Origin of the sequence: Sphingobacterium wenxiniae, from assembly GCF_900116225.1 — a bacterium.
Taxonomy (GTDB): Bacteria; Bacteroidota; Bacteroidia; order Sphingobacteriales; family Sphingobacteriaceae; genus Sphingobacterium; species Sphingobacterium wenxiniae.
Window position 1 is genome coordinate 141,995 of the sequence record NZ_FOZZ01000007.1, and the last position, 18,315, is coordinate 160,309.

Genomic DNA, 18,315 nt, shown 5'->3' on the forward strand with positions numbered 1-18,315 from the left:
AATTAGCTTTTAATTTCTTTTACCTTATACGTCTTTTCAAAATATTTACAGAAGTAGGTGATTGGACATTCCTCACACTTCGGTTTACGAGCGAGACATATATATCTTCCATGCAATATTAACCAATGGTGCGCAACTGCAATTGTTTCCTTCGGAAGATATTTGACCAATTGTTTTTCCACGGCCAAAGGCGTTGTTGCACGACTGGTCAACCCCAGCCGGTTACTTACCCGAAATACATGTGTATCCACAGCCATAGCCGGTTGGTTATAGACAACCGAAGATATGACATTTGCCGTTTTTCGCCCTACACCTGGCAGTTTCACCAAATCCTCTACCTTTTCAGGCACTATACCGCCAAATTCGCTCAACAGCTTTTGAGCCATGCCTACCAAATGTTTTGCTTTGTTATTGGGGTAACTCACCGAACGGATATAAGTAAAAACCTCATCCGATGTACTTACTGCCAATGAAGCTGCATCTGGAAATCGTTCGAACAATGCCGGAGTTACCTGATTAATACGTTTATCGGTACATTGAGCCGACAAAATAACGGCGACCAACAATTCATAGGGGTTACTGTAATTCAGTTCGGTCTGCGCATCAGGATTATGCGTAGAAAAATATTGCACAAATGCTTGATACCTCTCTTTTTTTAACATAAACAAAGATATTCAAACTAATGCTTCAAGCCAACCTAAAAAACAAAGTCTCTAAACTTGTTAGAGACTTTGCCATTTACTTCCTTAAGCTTTTTGAAAAATTCAAGATATTTTCAATGCTACTTTGTGTGGGATCTTTTACCAATGCTTTCAGATTGGTTCTCAATTTTGTTTCAAAAACTTCATTTATACTTCCGATCTCCATCTCCGTTTCGCTGCTTAATTCGGTATCAGTTTCGTTTGTAAAATATTCTACCATAAGCTTTTCTTTCCTATATAAACGTCGGATGTATTGATATAGTATATAAGATTTAACATTTTTTCACTTTTTATTAAAAAGACCCTGTAATACAGATAGAAGGACTTCCGAAAGCATACAAGATAAGAAGGAATATTGAACAGTTTAAAGGTTTGAGAGATTCAATCAGCTTCCCTAAGAAAATTACGATCCAATAAAGGTTTTAAATTCCATCCAGAATGCTCTTTTTTTAGCTGTGTCAGCAAACATTTCCTCAAAACTGAATGTATGGAATACGGTAGCAACGCGTCCTTTCATATAGGCATTATGCGCAATATGTGGCAATTTTAATGACGCCGGCTCTACCCCAAGCAAAGTGATTTTCCTGGGTTGGAAAAAAGACATAATCTGCTTGAAATCATTTGGGTTGTGCGGATTTGCCAGATTAACAATCGCAACATTCTGTAAGCTCAACTGCAATGCTCCAATCGTTTTGACAAACGCATCCTCTGCTTGAGGAGAAAAGTAAGGATAATCAGCATATCGCAAGATAAAGAGGACACCGTTGCTCTTATCTCCCTGATAAATAAATTCTTCACCGGAAGTCTGGCTAATAGGCTCTATATGTGCTGATACCGATTCAGCTTGCTCCACAGTCTCTCCATGGGAAAACAATGTTTCCGACATCAAAGCCTGCAAGGCTACAGGATTATGCGTGTGTAACATAGTAGTGAGTAATGAGTATTGCGTATTGCGAACAGCTGATCACTGTACGCAATACGCATTTCGCTATACTATATTAGTGTCCTAAAACGTAGGAGAAAATCAAGGGAGCAACAATCGTCGCATCGGACTCCACCACAAATTTAGGCGTATCGATGTCCAACTTACCCCAAGTAATCTTTTCGTTTGGTACTGCTCCGGAGTACGATCCGTAGGAAGTAGTAGAGTCTGAAATCTGGCAGAAATATGACCAGAAAGGCACATCCTCCCACTCCAAATCTTGATACATCATCGGTACAACACAGATTGGAAAATCTCCAGAGATACCACCGGCAATCTGAAAGAATCCAACACCTTTTCCTTCAGAGTTCGCACGATACCATTCCGTTAGGTAGATCATATATTCAATACCCGATTTTACGGTAGAAGCTTTCAAATTACCTTTGATAACATTGGCCGCAAAAATATTACCTGTAGTGGAATCTTCCCAACCCGGACAAACGATCGGCAGATTTTTCTCTGCTGCAGCGACAATCCAGGAGTTTTTAGGATCAATTTCATAATATTGTTCCAATACCCCTGAATTTACCACTTGATATAAAAACTCATGCGGTAAATAACGCTTTCCATTTGCTTCAGCTTCATGCCACACATCTTCTAAGTGTTTCTGCAAACGACGAAATGCTTCTTCCTCAGGTATACAGGTATCTGTTACCCGGTTATAATGCTGGTCTAATAATTCTCTTTCTTGCTCTGGTGTCAAATCACGATAATTCGGCACACGTTTATAATGCGAGTGAGCAACTAAGTTCATCACATCTTCTTCCAGGTTGGCTCCTGTACAAGAAATGATATGTACATTATCCTGACGGATCATCTCTGCCAATGAGATTCCAAGCTCCGCAGTACTCATAGCACCACCTAAAGAAATCAACATTTTCCCACCTTCCAATAGGTGCGTCTCATAACCTTTTGCTGCGTCTACCAAAGCAGCAGCATTGAAATGCAGGTAGTTTTTCTCTAAAAACTGAGAAATAGGACCTTTCTGTGTACTCATAGTTTCTATTTTTCTATTTTACTATACAAAGGTACATGTATTTTATCAGACTTCCGAAGTTTTGAAAACTTCGGAAGTCTATATCACTTCCTTCTTAGCAATCTTTTAAAAACCAAACCAAAAAACACTAAGATAACCAACAATACTGCCAGCACAACAAATTCTTCAGCACCCAATTGCCAAGCATTTTCTCCCATGGACTAAAAGTAATAAATCTTACACAAAACATGAAAGACCTACAATGAAAAAGGGGACTCAAACGAGCCCCCCTTTCACTGCTAACCAGCATCTATCTATTGTTTAGTAATTGTGGCACTGTATCCAGCAGGATTCAAATGCAGTTCGATAGCATAAGTACCTGCAGCATCGATGACAATATTCGGCCCATCTTGCGATAGTGACGCCGCTGTACCGCCAAAGTTAATCGCCCAATCATCGTTCGCACGGAATTTCAGTTCTCCCGGAACCAGATTCATGGTTACTTTCCAAGTATACGTCCCTTTACCACCATCGAAAGTCATATCGGTATCTTCATCCCAACCTCCAGGTGTTGCATTACCGATAACACCAAAATTCAATTTCAACAATTCGTAAGTCAATCCTTCAGCATCCATACGGACTCTGTAAAAACCGTCTTCTGTAGCTTCAATATTGCCTGCATCACCTGTCTGAAGCAAAGTCCCGGCAGTAGTACCAGCGCCAAACGCATCATCCCATCCAGTATTGGTAGGCAAGAATTTGAATCCACCATCGGAAGCTTTGATATATTCAAAAATTTCAAACTTCGTTTTGCTTTCTGCATCATAAAGTGACATCGCAATGGATAAAGACGGCTCCCATCCTGCACCAATGGAGCCTCCGACAATAAACATCTCCGGATTGCTTTCTTGGAATACGATCGCCTTCGTTTTCTCCATGCGTTGTCCACCAGCATCGTAAGTCACTGTCAACAGTGCCTCTCCTACCCAACTTGCATCGTTTGGAATAGCAAACTCCTTAGAAATAATCTTTTCATTTTCTGCAAAACTCACGCCCTCCGTTAACAAAATAGTACCATCTTTGATTATACTAAAATCAAAAGCTCGTACATTGTTGCTGATAAACCCAACACGAAGCGTTTTACCAACTTGGATAGCAGATGCTGTCCCTTCATTAATAGAGACAATCTGATCATCTATCTCATGCTCTACCTTCTTACATGAGGAGATAAAGCCCATCATCAGTACCATCAAGGTACCCATGTAAATATGTATTTTCCCTAATTTCATCGTTTTCAGTTTATTTTAATATCCCGGATTCGGTGTCAAATTTGTGTTATTGGCCAAAGCTGTCGCCGGTATTGGGAATAAACGCTTATACGCCTCGCCGGAATTCGCCGGTTTGAACAACATCGCATCCTCCCATTTTCCAAAACGTATCATATCCGTACGACGAGTCACCTCGAAAGTAAATTCCAACGCCCGTTCTTTATAAATAGCATCCAAAGTCAATGACGAAGCGGTGAAGTGCTTTTCCGGATTAATAGGGAATGCTCTTTTTCGCACCAAATTCGCCGCTTCCAATGCTTGATCACGAGTACCATTCGTAGCTCCTCGCAGAATCGCTTCTGCTTTCATCAACAAGACATCAGCCAAGCGAAAAACGATCACATCATTTCCGGCGTTGTTATTGGCTTGGTTCTTATCAGGGAAATACTTGACACAACGCGCTCCAGCTAAACGACCGCCTTCATCTGCCCCCCCGATATCAAAATCAGATCCAGGAAGCAGATTATATCCGTACGGATCAATCACGATATTCATACCATTATAAATCAATGGTTGCCCGGTAGAGTTGTACTGCTGACCCGCCAACCACTGTTGTGTACGGTTGTCTGCATCGTCAAATAGATCAAAATAAGCCGGTTGAGCACTCCAACCATTCCAAGGGTTCACACTTAGATCAAAAGTCTGGCGATGAGCATAGTGTAATACTTTGTTGAACAATTGATTACCCTCTGCACGTGCTGGATCAAATGGAATAGAGAATATAGGTTCTGGGCTCTGCGCTCCATTATCAGGCATAAACTGTGCAAGGAAGTCGTTCTCCAAATTATATTTGCCCGAAGCAATAACCGCATCCGCATGTTCTACTACCTTATTCCAATTAGCTGTACCAGTATAGACTTGTGCATTTAAGTAAGCCTTAGCCAATAACGCGTGCGCAAACCATTTCGTTGGACGACCATAGGTTGCTTCCGATTTTTCTTCGCTCAATAAGGCTAAATTCGCCTCCAATTCTGTCACTACAAATTCATAGACCTGTGCTCGAGGTGTGGTTGAAGGCAATTCATTCCCTGTATCGAATGTGGTTACCAAAGGAACATTTCCGTAGGTATCCATCATCAAATAATAGTACCAGGCGCGCATGGTCTTGATTTCAGCCAACGTCTGGTTCTTTTGGTCAGAATCTTCCGCATTTTCCAATATACCTAATACCTGGTTACAGGTACCGATAGCATTGAATCCCCAATTCCAGGCGTTGCGCACAACCTCATGAGAAGGTGACCAAGAATGAAAATGCATGTCACGCCATTTTCCCCCATCAAACCAGTCTCCCCCACGTGTCGGGATTACAACTTCGTCAGAACCTGCTGTTTGCAAATCGAAATAATCGCCAAAATACCCACGTGCCGAAGTATAAACTGGCCCAGTCACCGCCACGAATTGATCCGGGGTTTTAGGAAAAGTATCGTCTGTATAAGCAGAGTGCATGTCCACATCAAATTTTGTACACGATGTACCTGTACACAGCGCACCTGCAAAAAGCAATATATATAATTTATTAAATTTCATCTTCATTTCCGTTTAGTGTTAAAATGTTAAGTTAACGCCCATGATAAACGATCTCGTCCGCGGATAGTAATTTCTGTTGTCAAGTCCTGGAGCTAACCCCCCCAAGCTTACTTCTGGATCGACACCTGTATAATCGGTCAACACAAACAAATTTTGTCCGGTTACGTAAATACGTGCTTGTTTAAAATGTTTCGCATTGCTCACATTAAAGCGGTAGCCCAATGTAGCATTATCCAGACGTAAGAACGAACCATCTTCGATGAAGCGACTGGAAGCAATCAATGGTGTTTCATAGATACCTTCTTTTACCGCATCTTTAGAAATATTAGTCACATTGGCTTGTTGCAAGCGTGATAAGTCTGCACGTGTAGCATTGAAAATTTGATTACCGTACATACCACGTAAGAAGATATTCAAATCCCAGTTTTTATAACGCAAAGTGTTATTCCACGCATAAGTAAACTTAGGTAAAGCATGCCCCATGATCTGGTAATCGTCTGGTGCTGAAATCTGATCTTGTGTCACCAATTCACCAGAAGGCTTTTGGTAAATTGTACGCTGTGCGGTTTCGTCATAACCGATGTATTTCGCCACGTAGAAAGTTCCAATAGGTTGCCCTGGTAATACGATAGAGGCTGTCTGTCCTGTCCAACCTTCTAGACCAACACCTCCCTCATAACGTTGTGATACACCGATATTTTCGATATTGGAAGATAGGGAACCTACTTCATTGATGTTACGTGCAAAGTTCACCGTTGTATTGTAGGAGAAATTCGCATTACTGTACACACGAGCATTCAACACGACTTCCACCCCACGGTTTTTCATCGTTGCACCATTAGCCAAAAGTCGGTTGTGTTGGTATGGAGGTGATGGTACGTCATACTCATAAAGCAAGTCATTTGTTTCTTTATCGTAGTATTCTACCGAACCGCCTAAACGGCCTTTGAACAATTCAAAATCCACACCTACGTTGAACATGGATGTACTTTCCCATTTCAAATCCGGGTTTGGATTCTGGTTTACACCGTAAGCGTTAATCCACTGTCCGTTGTACAAGAACTGCCCATTTTGCGGACCAAAGACGACAATCTGACGGTAAGGAGCGATGTTTTGGTTACCCGAAACCCCATAACCAGCTCTCAACTTCAATTCGGAGAAAATCTCCTGATCTTGCATAAACGATTCCTGCGTTAAGCGCCAAGCCGCTGAAACAGATGGGAATGTTGCCCAACGGTTGTTCACACCAAATTTGGAAGAACCATCCCGACGCACAGAAGCACTCAACATATATTTATCCGCAAAGCTATAGCCCAAACGCCCATAGAAGGAAATAAGTAATGATTCCAATGTGTACGGTGTATTTACAAATGGATTGTATCCTTCCGGCAAAGTCCCCAGATTTAGGTTATTAGAACCCAAATCATCTGACATAAAGCCTACAGATCTTGCCCATACACCATCATCATTCTTCGTATTCTGATAGGAATAACCTGCCATCGCATCAAAAGTATGCTCATTTCTCGTTAAAGAGTAATTCAGATACGTTTCCAATATTTTATCAATATGCTTTAGGTTTGTACGCTCTCCATATCCTCGTCCCAAAGCGTTTGAATCGAAATCCGTACGGTGCATATAGTATTTCCTATCGTAATTGGAACGTTGATAAGACAACACATTTGTCCATACCAATCCGTCAACAATTCTTAAATCCGCCTTAAAATTTGCCAATACTGTACTATTACTACGTGATTCGTCACGTTGATTCAACATGGCTACCGGGTTCATATAGTTTGTACGTCCAGGCACCTGAAAATACCCACCATATTGTGCATAATCCGACCCTTCACCGAAAATAGGCGAAGTTGGTAAGTACCGGGCAGCACCATTGAAAATATTATAATCCACATGATCCGAGTTATTGATGCTATTGGCTAAGTTGAACGCCAATTTCAGCCGACCGTCAAAAGCATCCTGATCTACGCCAGCCCGTGCAATAATACGTTCCACGCCATTTCTTTGCACAATACCTTCATTGTTGAAATAATTGACCGAAGCATTATAGCGTGTTCCTTCAGAACCGCCTGTCAACGACAGGTTATGGTTGTGTGAGAACCCGGTTCTCGTAATTGCTTTCTGCCAGTCTGTATCGTGACCAGTTTCGCTAGCTGCCACAGCAAGTCCATGGTCTTCCACAAACTTCTTATGTTCTGCCCCACTCAATACATTCACACGATTAGCTACAGACTCAGTGGCTGCATAACCACTATACGACAATACTGGAGCACCTGCTTTACCTCTTTTTGTGGTTACGAAAATAACCCCATTCGCTGCACGCGAACCATAAATTGCAGTAGATGAAGCATCCTTCATGACATCCATAGACACGATGTCATCCGGTGCAACCAATTCAATATTTGCACCAACAACGCCATCAATCACATAAAGAGGCGAAGAGCTCGCCGTCAACGATGATGGACCACGTAGTTGGATTGTAGATCCTGATGTAGGGTCACCTCCAGAACGGTTCACCGTCAAACCCGCAACTTTACCTGCTAATAATTGATCAGGAGAACTTACCACACCTCGGTTAAATTCTTCTGGCGTCACACTGGAAATAGAACCGGTCACTTGTTTCTTTTTTGCCACACCATAACCGATAACGACAACTTCCTCCAATTCATCTGCCGAACTTCCAATGGTGAAATCCAACACATTGTCACCCGCTGTGACTGTCAAACTTTGTTCAACGGAAGAATAACCGATCATGCTGACCGTTACCGTTTGTGCGCCCAAAGGCACATTCGTTAAAGTATACGTTCCGCTGGCATCTGTAGAAGTTGCTACAGTGGTATTTTTAACCGTTACCGTAGCTCCTGCTACAGCTGTTCCGGCATCATCTACCACACGCCCCTTCACCACAGCAGTTTGTAGCCCGCTACTGGCCACTGCCTGAGAAGCATACATCCACAGCATCATGAAGAAAACACATAATGCCGCTCCTTTACTTCGAGTAAATTTTTGCATACGTTTAGTTGTTTTGGTTTATATTTTAGTTATTTAATAATGTACTACTTAATATATAATGTTCGCCAGCTTTCAAATTAAGTTTTTGTCCAGTAGCTAAAACCTTATTCGCTTGCGTCATATTATCTTTCCACGTGCCCGCCATCTGCGCAGTAATCGTGATTTCATTAGATTCTACCCCAAAGTTTCCGATCACCATAACTTGCTGCCCCCCTTCGCTCAGGATAAAATATTTCACCGCACCTTCGACCTGTTCGAACACTGCTGCATCTCTAAAAATCGTATTCCTCCGTTTCCAATGAATTAACTTGCTATACTGTTTGTAAAGTCCATAACGGTTACTATCTTTTAAATAGTCCCACAGAATAGGTTTTTCGCCAGTCCTTCCATTATGATTAATGTCAATATCATATCCCAATTCGCCAAATTGCCATATCATTTTCGGTCCCGGCGAAAGCATCAGAAATGCGGCTGCCATTTCCGTTCGTTGCAATGCCGTTGGCAAATCTTTAGCAGAATAATTGCCCGCGCTGTTTCCCCATTGTTGATTTTTGTATTGGATACGCTCTTCGTCGTGCGACTCCATATAGGTAATCAGATTAGGTTTGGCAAAACCGTGCTCGGATTTAAACAAGCGCTTGAAAGAGGATTGTTTCGGATCATTGTGATAGCCCATGGTTGCCTCGTTGAACACATAATTGAGGTTATTCCACAGGAACATGCCTTCTTCCGCCAATTCCTGTTCTTCCTGATCGTCACCAAAATGTTCTAATATCACATACAGTTCCGGATCTAAACGCTTTAAAAAGTCATTGTACTCTTTCCATATCTGCACACGTGATGCATCATAAGCAGACCATGCACCTACAGCACTCTCCGAAGTACCCGAATTTTTCTGGGTAAAGCCTTTCGACAAGTCAAACCTAAAGCCATCCACATGAAACTCCTCTACCCAATACTTCAAGACATCTTTCACAAATTGCTTGGTCAATGCACTCTCATGGTTAAAATCATAGCCCACGTTATAAGGATGGGTAGCGGCACGATTTAACCAGGGATTCTGTGCGGTAGGCGCTGCATTGTTAAAAAACAGTTGGGCCAGAGGCGATTGTCCAAAGGCATGGTTGTAGACCACATCTAAAATAACAGCTATCCCCGCCTCATGCAAGGCATCCACTAATGCTTTCAAATCATTTGCCCGACCATAATATTTATCCACCGCCAAATGGAAAGAAGGATTATAGCCCCAGCTCAGATTGCCTTCAAATTCTTGCACTGGCAAGAGCTGTATAGCATTCACCCCTAAACGTTGAAAGTAGGGAATAGAATCCTGCACAGTTTTATAATCATGTTTTTGAACAAAATCGCGCACCAATAACTCATAAATAACTAAGTCATAAGGGTTCGGCCGGGAAAAGGAATTAGCCTTCCAGCTATAAACCGGCGCATCCAATTCCAAGACGGATACAATGCCATTGGTCTTACCGGTTGGGTAAGCCGGAAAATCCACACCTTGAATATAGCGATCATGATCCGGATCCAACACCAAATGACAATATGGGTCGGCCACTTTCAATTCTCCATCGACTAAAAACTGATAGGTCACATGTCCTGACGTAGGCAGATTCTCTACGGTCAACCACCACGTCTGACCATCAGATGCTACATGCATCTTGTTCGCATCAGTCGGTTTGAAATCATGCAGACTGCTAATTAGATTCACCGATTTTTTATTAGGGGCAATCAAGGTAAATGTGGCTTTTCTGGAACCTTTATCCCATGTCACCCCACCTTCAGCTACGCCGGATGGCAGTGTTGACGGAACAGGAATTTCCTCTCCTGGAGGAGTTACACCTTTCTTATCACAGGCTTGAAAACCTATAAATAATACGATAAGGTAAAAAACAACAATAGACCTGTTCATATACTTGGTAGCTCTTCTCTTTAGAATTTGTTAGCGTTTATTTCTTGGGAACGTTCCCGAACGTTCAATGTAAAATTAGAAAATACTTTTCAACCTTCCAAACGAAAGATAATATTTTTTTGTCTGTTCTGGATAAGTCGTTAAATTTCAGCACTGGTTTTTTCGGTGTGAAGTCGGGGCAAACGCATATTGTTTTTACACAACAAAAGACTTCCGAAGTTTTAAAAACTTCGGAAGTCTGCTCCTTGCAGTTTCTGAACCAGAAGTCTACTCTTAGTCGCTCCAATTAACCCAATATGCGTATACACGACAAAAGAAGCCAGGCAACAATTCACGAGGTATCAAAATTAATTTGCATATTTATACACTGACAACTAAAGCAAACAGATAACCGCAACGCATGAAGAGCAACAAGCTGCCCAATCTATTACAGATGACAAACATCAGTATCGGTTTTCTGGGTATTCAACTTGGTTTTGCATTGCAAGCAGGCAACGTGTCCCGCATTTTACAGACCTTCGGCGCGCATCTGGAACACCTTTCTCTTTTTTGGCTAGTCGCTCCGTTAACCGGGATGATTATACAACCTATAGTAGGTTACTATAGCGATCGGACGTGGACTTCCCTCGGTAGACGTAAGCCCTATCTACTGCTTGGTGGTTGTATTGCCGCCTTAGCTTTGCTGTTTCTTCCCAACGCTAATCTGTTTACTCATCTCATACCCCCACTCCTTCTAGGTGTCTTTCTTATGATTGTGGTAGACACGGCTTTTAATACAAGCATGCATCCACTACGTGCTTTGGTCAGCGATCTTGTCCCTCCGGAGCAGCAAGGATTGGGCTATGCCATGCAGACGTTTCTTATCGGCGTAGGGGCTATAATCGGCTCAATATTACCTTATATATTGGCAGAATATTTTCATGTAAACAAAATCACCGCAACAGGCGCAATACCTGATAATGTAAGCTGGTCCTTTTACATTGGCGCGCTCATTCTCCTGTTGTGTTTATTATGGACACTCTTCACTGTTAAGGAAAAACCTAAACCTCTTTCTCACACCTATACTGAACAATCCGCAAAAGGTTTTCAGCAGATCATTCAGGATATTCGGCAAATGCCTTTCCCAATGATCAAAATCGGCATCGTACAGTTTTTCTCTTGGTTTGCTTTATTTACGATGTGGGTATACACTACACCTGCCTTAGCACAGCATATTTACAAACTTCCTGTGCTCGATGCCTCTTCCGAAGCTTATGCCGATGCAGGCAACCTGACCGGATTGCTGTTTGGCATCTATAGTTTTGTAGCCACAGTGATTGCTTTGGCACTCCCTTATGTTTATAACAGGCTTGGTCAGGTGTACACACATGCGCTCTCTCTATTTTTAGGTGCGTTAGGCTTTATTTCTATCTTTTTTATTGAAAATAGCTCCCTATTATTAATACCGATGATTGCTATCGGCATTGCTTGGGCAAGTATCCTAGCAACACCCTATGCGTTGTTGGCACAGATATTGCCCCCCGATAAAAAAGGTATTTACATTGGTTTATTCAATTTTTTCATCACCTTACCACAGATTATCAATGGGTTAATAGGAGGCTGGCTAGTGAAGGAGGTCTTTCAACAACAAGCAATTTACGCTATTCTTTTATCAGGTGTTATGATGTTGTTAGCCACTATTTCAACACTTTTTTTGAGGAAATCATCTTAATTCTGCATCCTTAGCGTGCTTTCGCTAGCTTTAAGGATAGGTGGAACTGCTTTATGATCCTCTCCCCAACCCTCTCCCAAGGAGAGGGAGTGTATAGTCTGCTACCTGTCTAACGACCAAGGAAACCAACCTTACTGTCCTTAGTCTGTCGGGCTGGGATATTGTGTCGGGGACTAAGGGCTTTTATATCAGGTAGTCTCAGACTACCCTAATTCTTCATCCTTAGAACGCTTCGCTAACTCTAAGGACAGGTGGGGATAGGACTTATAACAAAAGCAAGTTATAGCCTTACTTCATTCCCGAAGACGCACGTACAACCAGTTCAGAGTTGAGCACAACCCTCCTTTCAGATTCTTCTAATACGTGACCTGCGAGCTGTTTCAATAGAATATGGGCGGAACGTTCACCAATATCAACAGCAGGCTGCCGAATGGTGGACAGGGCCGGGTCAAGCAAAGAAGCTATTTCTAAACTAGAAAAGGCAATCAGTTTCAAATCTTGAGGGATATCGATCTCCAAACGCTTACAAGCATAATAAGTAGAAAAAGCCAAACGCTCTACCGATGCCAACACACCATCTGGAGCATGTCTCAAAAGAAAATGACCAATAATCTCATCGTTTTCAGTATAAGAATTCGAACAATCGACCACCAAACCCTCCAACAGCGGCATGCCGTGCTTTTTTAATGCATCCACATAACCCTGCATCCTTGTCTTACCAATAGATTGTTCTTTATTAACTACCAAATAGGCTATCCGCTCACAACCGTTCTCCAGCAAATGTTCTGTAGCCATAAAACTACTATGGTAATCGTCCGTGACCACTTTTGGCGCATCAATATCATCATAAGTACGATCAAAAAACACTATGGGCAATCGCTCAAAATTGATGTGTTGTAAATAACTGTGATCTGTGGACTCACCAGTTACCGACATCACAACTCCGTCTACTCGCCCATTGGACAAGCTCCGGATAAAATCACGCTCTTTTTCTATATCGTCATCAGTGACATATATCAAAATATGGTAACCCTCTGTTTTGGCGACCTTCTCTACACCTTGTATAATCTGTGTGAAATAGTTATTAGCCAATTCGGGCACCACAACCGCGATGGTCTTACTACGCTGTTCCCGCAGGTTACTAGCATAATGATTCGGCTGATAATTCAGCTCTTTAGCCATCTTCAGAATACGTTCCTTAGTCTGAGGATTGATATCGCTGCTATCCCGAAAAGCACGTGAAACCGTAGATTTGGAAAGGTTCAGAGCCTCCGCAAGTTTAATGATATCTATTTTCCCCATTTTCGCTCGTTTTTAAATGACCCATTTCTCACAAGTATTCAAGAATGCGGCGTCTATATCCGCTCCAATACCAACCTCATCGGAAATGCGAATATGATAACCTTCATATTGCACACCACCTACCACTGGGTCTTCCAAATGGCCAACCATACAGGTGTCCAAATCATAAAATTTCACATTGGGAGCCGCATAGGCAAAATGCACCTTCGCAGCCAGTGCCAATCTCGATTCCAACATCCCACCGATCATACACGCTATACCATATTCCGCACAAACTTCTTGAATTCTTAAAGCTTCAGCAATTCCTGTCGATTTGGAAAATTTAATATTCACATAATCACAAGCATCATTACGACAGAGTCGCTCTGCATCCCTATGAGAATAAACAGATTCATCCGCCATAATAGGTACAATAGTCTGACTCCGTAACTCGGTCAACAGGTGGTCATTGTAAGTACGCATAGGCTGTTCGCAAAATTGTATCTTAAAAGGTTCTAGACCGTTAAGTGCTTCTACAGCGCCGTCAAAAGTCCAACCTTGATTGGCATCAATACGAATAGGGATGTCAAAGCCTACTGCTTTTCTTATTTCGCGAATACGTGCCACATCATCCTGTGGCCTTTTCCCCAACTTTACTTTCAGTGCTTCTGCACCATTGTCCTTTAAGTGCAAAGCTTTTACTGCCATTTCTTCTGGCGAGGCTATCCCTATCGTAATATCTGTGACAATTTCTCGAGGTTTCCCACCTAAGAAACGATACAAAGGCATGTTGGCATGTTTAGCAGCCAAATCATGCAGCGCCATATCAAAAGCCGATTTAATAGTCGTATTCCTCGCTATATATAGGTCCAGTTCCGCCATACGGGCAGAAATATCCAACGCATCTTTCCCTTTCCAGATACGGGCAAAGTCCTGTGCCACCACCAAACAGGTTTCCTGTGTCTCGCCCACGATCATTGGAAAAGCTGAACACTCACCCACACCATAGATGCCATGGTCAGTATACACACGGATAAAGGTGTTCTGCGCATAATCCATTGTCCCTGTAGCTATCACAAAAGGCTCCATAGGAATACGGAGACGATATATCTCTATTTCGGTAATAATCATTTAATGCTGAAAATCGTTTATAATAAAAAGCTTAATTCGGATTTAAAGCTAATAAATAAAATTGATTGTTTTCGTAGATTTAATTCTACAGAACAGATTTCATTGATTTAATACGCTCCCAACCCGTTATTATTTAAAAGCAGCAAAGCGTATTTTCCTGCATTCCCCAAATTCAAGAAATTCTCCGTATATTGAGGGCAGCCAAATTGTCGCAAGTCCATCGTTCTTTTTGTCATTCCGACGATAGGAGGAATCTATTTATCACACTTTTTTAAAATCGATGTCTCGTATCTTCGACAACTTGTCTCGGCTATGAGACTGTTTAAATTTCTGTTTTTGCCGAACTTCGACAGAGCTCAGTGTGACAAAAACCACTCATGTGTCATCCTGAGCTTGTCGAAGGATAGACAAACGAAGTTTTTTTAATTTTTAAACAGCTTCTCAGACGAGAGCTATGACGAGATGACAAAGTGCGACAATTTGAATTGCACTCGAACAGCTAACTACTTATTGAATGATGCATAAGAACCCGTTTTTTATTGTTACTTGTCCTTCGACGAAAGAACTACGAACACCGGTTACTTTAGACGACCTGTATTTACGCTTCTTAAATGGGAAAAGAGCTGTCCCTATTACAACTGGTCTCTACGCAGTGGGGTATGAAATCGATTATTTACGTCTAATAGAAGTTAAAGGAACCACCGACACGCTTACTTCTTTTGAATTATTACATGAACAACAAACCTTTTGGCTGGTTTACCAATTTCTTGGACACACCAGCATGCCGCTTCTCTCCGCTTCCAACAAATGGCAATCGGGTCAATACAATGGTTTCGTTAGTAGAGGTGAAAGTACATTGGTACAGGTCGACCGCGGAAAGAACCGCCTGCTATTTATCGGCATCACGCATAATGCTGTTGATCAGCTCAAGGAAGAATTCCCTTTATTATTCCAAATACAGTCCTCACATCCCACCCCGACATCCCTTACCATAGGTTATCGGGAAAAACGGCTTCTGGAAAAAGTACAGCAATTGCACACAACACCCTATACCTTTACAATCAAACTACACCATCTGATATGCCTGTTGATAGAACAATACCAGCAACAGGTGCAATCGGCCATGCGATCTACGCTGGCAGGCGACCTAGCATTATACCATCAAGCCGTTGCATATATCCAAAAGAATTTTTTAGATCCTGAACTGAACCGTAGCCACATAGCAAATGCACTGAACGTATCATTAAGCACCCTGAACCGGGCTTTTACAGGGCGAAATAAATCCATAAGCGGCTCAATCCAATTAATTCGATTATACAAGGCCCGAGAGTTGCTGCAAACAACTGCCCAGAACATAGAAGATATTGCCTTTCAACTGTATTTTACAGATCGAAAGTATTTCACCAAAACGTATAAAGCCCATTTTAACTGTACACCAAATGAGGAACGATTGAAAAGTCAAAACAAAAAGTAAACAGACAAACAAATTTACCTACACCTGGTTCGGATTTTGTAAGCAGGGATTTCAATTTAGTATTACCATACTCAGCTTTACTACTTTATAAGTTGAGTTTAGTGGGCTCCGACTAGAATTTGACGAGTACTGTTTTCAATCTAGTGATGACCATTCTGGGTTTAAGAACCACCTATTCAGATTTACAAAACACTCATCTCAGTCTGGTAATGACTGACACAAATTTCTAGATCACCAATTCAGGCTCCATCCTAACAAATTTGGTTTTACAGACCCCCAATCCGTATTTATCAACCACTAATCTCTGTTTAGTAATGACCGATGCAGATTTACAATCCAACAATTCAGATTTAGTCCTACCTAATTTAGATCTACTGTCCACCAATTAGGATTTTCCAACCACTAATCCCCGTTTAGTAATGATTAATTTCGATTTAGTAATGACTAATTTGGATTTAGTAAGACTTTTGTCAACCACAATTGACAGCAAAATAAAAACAAAAAACACCGTTTAAAACCTATTAAAGAAAGATTTTTAGTCAAAACAGACACTAAACCAGGGGGTAAAAATGGGTCAAAAAAAATTTCGATACCCCCCGAAAATTGACCCATTTTTACCCCCTATAACGAAAATATTAGCCCCACTTTTGTATTGTTAGCTAACGATATAGATATATATCAACAAATTGAATATTTAACATTTAAAAGAAAAAAGAGCATGAAAAAGCCAACTACAAATTTCAACAATTTAGACGCCGCTAAATTGATTCAGTATGCAGAAGAGATCATTGCCAAAATGGGAGAAAACAATGAGATCTTTGCCACGCCAACGCCCAGCTTAACCGCTTTAGAAGCTGCAGTACTTGTTTACAGAAACAGCGTTACCGAAGCTTCCTTCAACGACAGACGAGCGATTTCCTTTCGTAATGAAAAACGCAAAGAGCTGGAATTCCTGATTAATGAGCTGTCCAAATATGTGGACACCATTGCTCGGGGCAACAATACCATTATCCTCAGTGCGGGGTTCTTACCGTCCAAGGACCCAACCCCGGGAGATGATTGGAATCCAAAGGCACAGCAGCTGGAAGTCGAGCCTCAGGGATTAGGCACATCTCGCATCAAAGCAAAGGTCAAGCCTTGGAAACAAGCCCGATACTATCAGTTTGAGTTTAAAAAGAAAAACACAGAACTCCCCTGGCAGAAAGTATTGAGCACCCGATCGGTAGTGGAAATTCCAAATCTGGAAACATTTCAAGAATATGAGTTTCGCGTTACCTATTTGGGCAAGAGTACAGAGCCGAATTACAGTGAAGTGGTAAGCACCTTTGCACTGTAACAGATATCTGTTAATCAATGTTCACCCCGGAGGATAGTGCTACAAAACCAGACGGAATCCATAAAGACGGATAGCCGAAAGGAAGCAGCACTACCCTTTTGGGTGAACATATTAATTCGTAACTTTAAAGACACATACACCCGACTCGTCAATAGCATTATGAAAGAAACCATCAAAGAGCATCCCTTACGTACCATTATCCTCCGCTTCGACAGCAGCAAACCAATTACCGACTTTGAACAAGCGGCGCTAAACAGCTATTATGCCCAGCATGACAAAACTTGGGAAGCCAAAAGCAATCTACGCACACATAAGGATACCTTATTTGACTTGGATATCAAAATCACTGAACTGGAATATAAACTATACGCTATTGAACAGCAACTGGATTTTTTAGAAGCCGGACTAAAAATTGCCCATCATCCTCATCTGCCTAAGATTGAAGAAGAATTCAGCATACATATCGATGAATTTAACACGGAAGTGCTTGCACATTCCGATACCTTAAATAAATTACGGGAGGAAATCATTCCGGAAATAACTTGGTACAATAACTGGGCGGATTTTATTTATGAACACGAAGACTGGTGCTACGATGAGGATTCCGACCTTATCCATGAAGTATTCCGCCGTTATGAAGAGGTTTCGATAGACATTATTTCATTGGACGATGACCAACAGGCCTTTTTTGATGCACATAGCGAGGTATACACGCTTCAAACAGAATATTTTAAATACGCCCAACAAGTTTTTAATATGTTTAACATCCTGCAGGAACAAGCCGAGAAAGCCTATCGCCGCACAGAACGAGTCGATGCGTATATTCACAAGAACTTAAAAGATCTTGGAGATACATTCTAGGCCTATTCATACAAAACTTATGATCTGCACAGTTTTATATGTTTACCAGGCTAAAA

At 41.6% G+C, this 18,315-nt stretch carries 13 protein-coding genes; 4 read left to right on the top strand and 9 right to left on the bottom strand.

The genetic code is table 11. The features are described 5' to 3' along the window. Positions 1-2: 2 nt before the first annotated feature. From nth to BM375_RS10830, 7 genes are all read right to left on the bottom strand, one after another. Positions 3-662 carry an endonuclease III gene (gene nth / locus BM375_RS10795; protein ID WP_093365953.1) on the bottom strand — a complete coding sequence of 220 codons (660 nt, stop codon included), beginning with the start codon at positions 660-662 and terminating at the stop codon, positions 3-5. A 442-nt stretch (positions 663-1,104) separates the two neighbouring features. After that, the gene (locus BM375_RS10805) at positions 1,105-1,626 is read right to left on the bottom strand and encodes a hypothetical protein (RefSeq protein ID WP_093365956.1); all 522 of its coding nucleotides are present in this window, start codon (positions 1,624-1,626) and stop codon (positions 1,105-1,107) included. Positions 1,627-1,699: 73 nt separating this feature from the next. Continuing rightward, positions 1,700-2,680 (bottom strand): deoxyhypusine synthase family protein, encoded by a 981-nt coding sequence (locus tag BM375_RS10810; protein ID WP_093365958.1) that lies wholly within the window; start codon positions 2,678-2,680, stop codon positions 1,700-1,702. A 293-nt stretch (positions 2,681-2,973) separates the two neighbouring features. After that, a complete protein-coding gene (locus BM375_RS17195) occupies positions 2,974-3,948 on the bottom strand; it encodes a cadherin repeat domain-containing protein (protein WP_170852641.1) in 975 nt (324 codons plus the stop codon). Positions 3,949-3,963: 15 nt separating this feature from the next. Then, positions 3,964-5,514, bottom strand: a complete 1,551-nt coding sequence (locus BM375_RS10820) for a RagB/SusD family nutrient uptake outer membrane protein (protein WP_170852642.1) — start codon at positions 5,512-5,514, stop codon at positions 3,964-3,966. A gap of 18 nt (positions 5,515-5,532) precedes the next feature. Then, positions 5,533-8,541, bottom strand: coding sequence for a SusC/RagA family TonB-linked outer membrane protein (locus BM375_RS10825; RefSeq protein ID WP_093365962.1), 3,009 nt, complete (start codon positions 8,539-8,541; stop codon positions 5,533-5,535). Between the two features lie 25 nt (positions 8,542-8,566). Next, positions 8,567-10,465 carry an alpha-amylase family glycosyl hydrolase gene (locus BM375_RS10830; RefSeq protein ID WP_093365964.1) on the bottom strand — a complete coding sequence of 633 codons (1,899 nt, stop codon included), beginning with the start codon at positions 10,463-10,465 and terminating at the stop codon, positions 8,567-8,569. 400 nt (positions 10,466-10,865) lie between these two features. On the opposite strand from BM375_RS10830, the gene BM375_RS10835 reads away from it, so the two are divergent. Beyond that, on the top strand, positions 10,866-12,176 hold the full coding sequence (locus BM375_RS10835; protein ID WP_093365965.1) for an MFS transporter: 1,311 nt from the start codon (positions 10,866-10,868) through the stop codon (positions 12,174-12,176). A gap of 288 nt (positions 12,177-12,464) precedes the next feature. On the opposite strand, the gene BM375_RS10840 is transcribed toward BM375_RS10835, so the two are convergent. Both BM375_RS10840 and BM375_RS10845 read right to left on the bottom strand, forming a co-directional pair. Beyond that, positions 12,465-13,478: a LacI family DNA-binding transcriptional regulator gene (locus tag BM375_RS10840; protein ID WP_093365967.1), complete on the bottom strand. Its 1,014-nt coding sequence runs from the start codon at positions 13,476-13,478 to the stop codon at positions 12,465-12,467. Between the two features lie 12 nt (positions 13,479-13,490). Next, positions 13,491-14,588 (bottom strand): mandelate racemase/muconate lactonizing enzyme family protein, encoded by a 1,098-nt coding sequence (locus BM375_RS10845; protein WP_093365968.1) that lies wholly within the window; start codon positions 14,586-14,588, stop codon positions 13,491-13,493. A gap of 514 nt (positions 14,589-15,102) precedes the next feature. Here BM375_RS10845 and BM375_RS10850 point away from each other — a divergent pair. The 3 genes from BM375_RS10850 to BM375_RS10860 all read left to right on the top strand — a co-directional run bounded on the left by BM375_RS10850 (position 15,103) and on the right by BM375_RS10860 (position 18,259). Continuing rightward, positions 15,103-16,062 (top strand): helix-turn-helix domain-containing protein, encoded by a 960-nt coding sequence (locus tag BM375_RS10850; protein WP_093365970.1) that lies wholly within the window; start codon positions 15,103-15,105, stop codon positions 16,060-16,062. 718 nt (positions 16,063-16,780) lie between these two features. Continuing rightward, positions 16,781-17,398 (top strand): hypothetical protein, encoded by a 618-nt coding sequence (locus BM375_RS10855; RefSeq protein WP_139227567.1) that lies wholly within the window; start codon positions 16,781-16,783, stop codon positions 17,396-17,398. A 159-nt stretch (positions 17,399-17,557) separates the two neighbouring features. Continuing rightward, the gene (locus BM375_RS10860; protein ID WP_093365973.1) at positions 17,558-18,259 is read left to right on the top strand and encodes a hypothetical protein; all 702 of its coding nucleotides are present in this window, start codon (positions 17,558-17,560) and stop codon (positions 18,257-18,259) included. Positions 18,260-18,315: the final 56 nt, after the last annotated feature.

Bases quoted from the DNA above. Each gene is read 5' to 3' on its own strand.
- BM375_RS10855 (WP_139227567.1), top strand. From the start codon at position 16,781: ATGAAAAAGCCAACTACAAATTTCAACAATTTAGACGCCGCTAAATTG.
- BM375_RS10820 (WP_170852642.1), bottom strand. From the start codon at position 5,514: ATGAAATTTAATAAATTATATATATTGCTTTTTGCAGGTGCGCTGTGT.
- BM375_RS10860 (WP_093365973.1), top strand. From the start codon at position 17,558: ATGAAAGAAACCATCAAAGAGCATCCCTTACGTACCATTATCCTCCGC.
- BM375_RS10830 (WP_093365964.1), bottom strand. From the start codon at position 10,465: ATGAACAGGTCTATTGTTGTTTTTTACCTTATCGTATTATTTATAGGT.
- BM375_RS10810 (WP_093365958.1), bottom strand. From the start codon at position 2,680: ATGAGTACACAGAAAGGTCCTATTTCTCAGTTTTTAGAGAAAAACTAC.
- BM375_RS10850 (WP_093365970.1), top strand. From the start codon at position 15,103: ATGATGCATAAGAACCCGTTTTTTATTGTTACTTGTCCTTCGACGAAA.
- BM375_RS10805 (WP_093365956.1), bottom strand. From the start codon at position 1,626: ATGTTACACACGCATAATCCTGTAGCCTTGCAGGCTTTGATGTCGGAA.
- BM375_RS10825 (WP_093365962.1), bottom strand. From the start codon at position 8,541: ATGCAAAAATTTACTCGAAGTAAAGGAGCGGCATTATGTGTTTTCTTC.
- BM375_RS10840 (WP_093365967.1), bottom strand. From the start codon at position 13,478: ATGGGGAAAATAGATATCATTAAACTTGCGGAGGCTCTGAACCTTTCC.
- BM375_RS10845 (WP_093365968.1), bottom strand. From the start codon at position 14,588: ATGATTATTACCGAAATAGAGATATATCGTCTCCGTATTCCTATGGAG.
- BM375_RS17195 (WP_170852641.1), bottom strand. From the start codon at position 3,948: ATGAAATTAGGGAAAATACATATTTACATGGGTACCTTGATGGTACTG.
- nth (WP_093365953.1), bottom strand. From the start codon at position 662: ATGTTAAAAAAAGAGAGGTATCAAGCATTTGTGCAATATTTTTCTACG.
- BM375_RS10835 (WP_093365965.1), top strand. From the start codon at position 10,866: ATGAAGAGCAACAAGCTGCCCAATCTATTACAGATGACAAACATCAGT.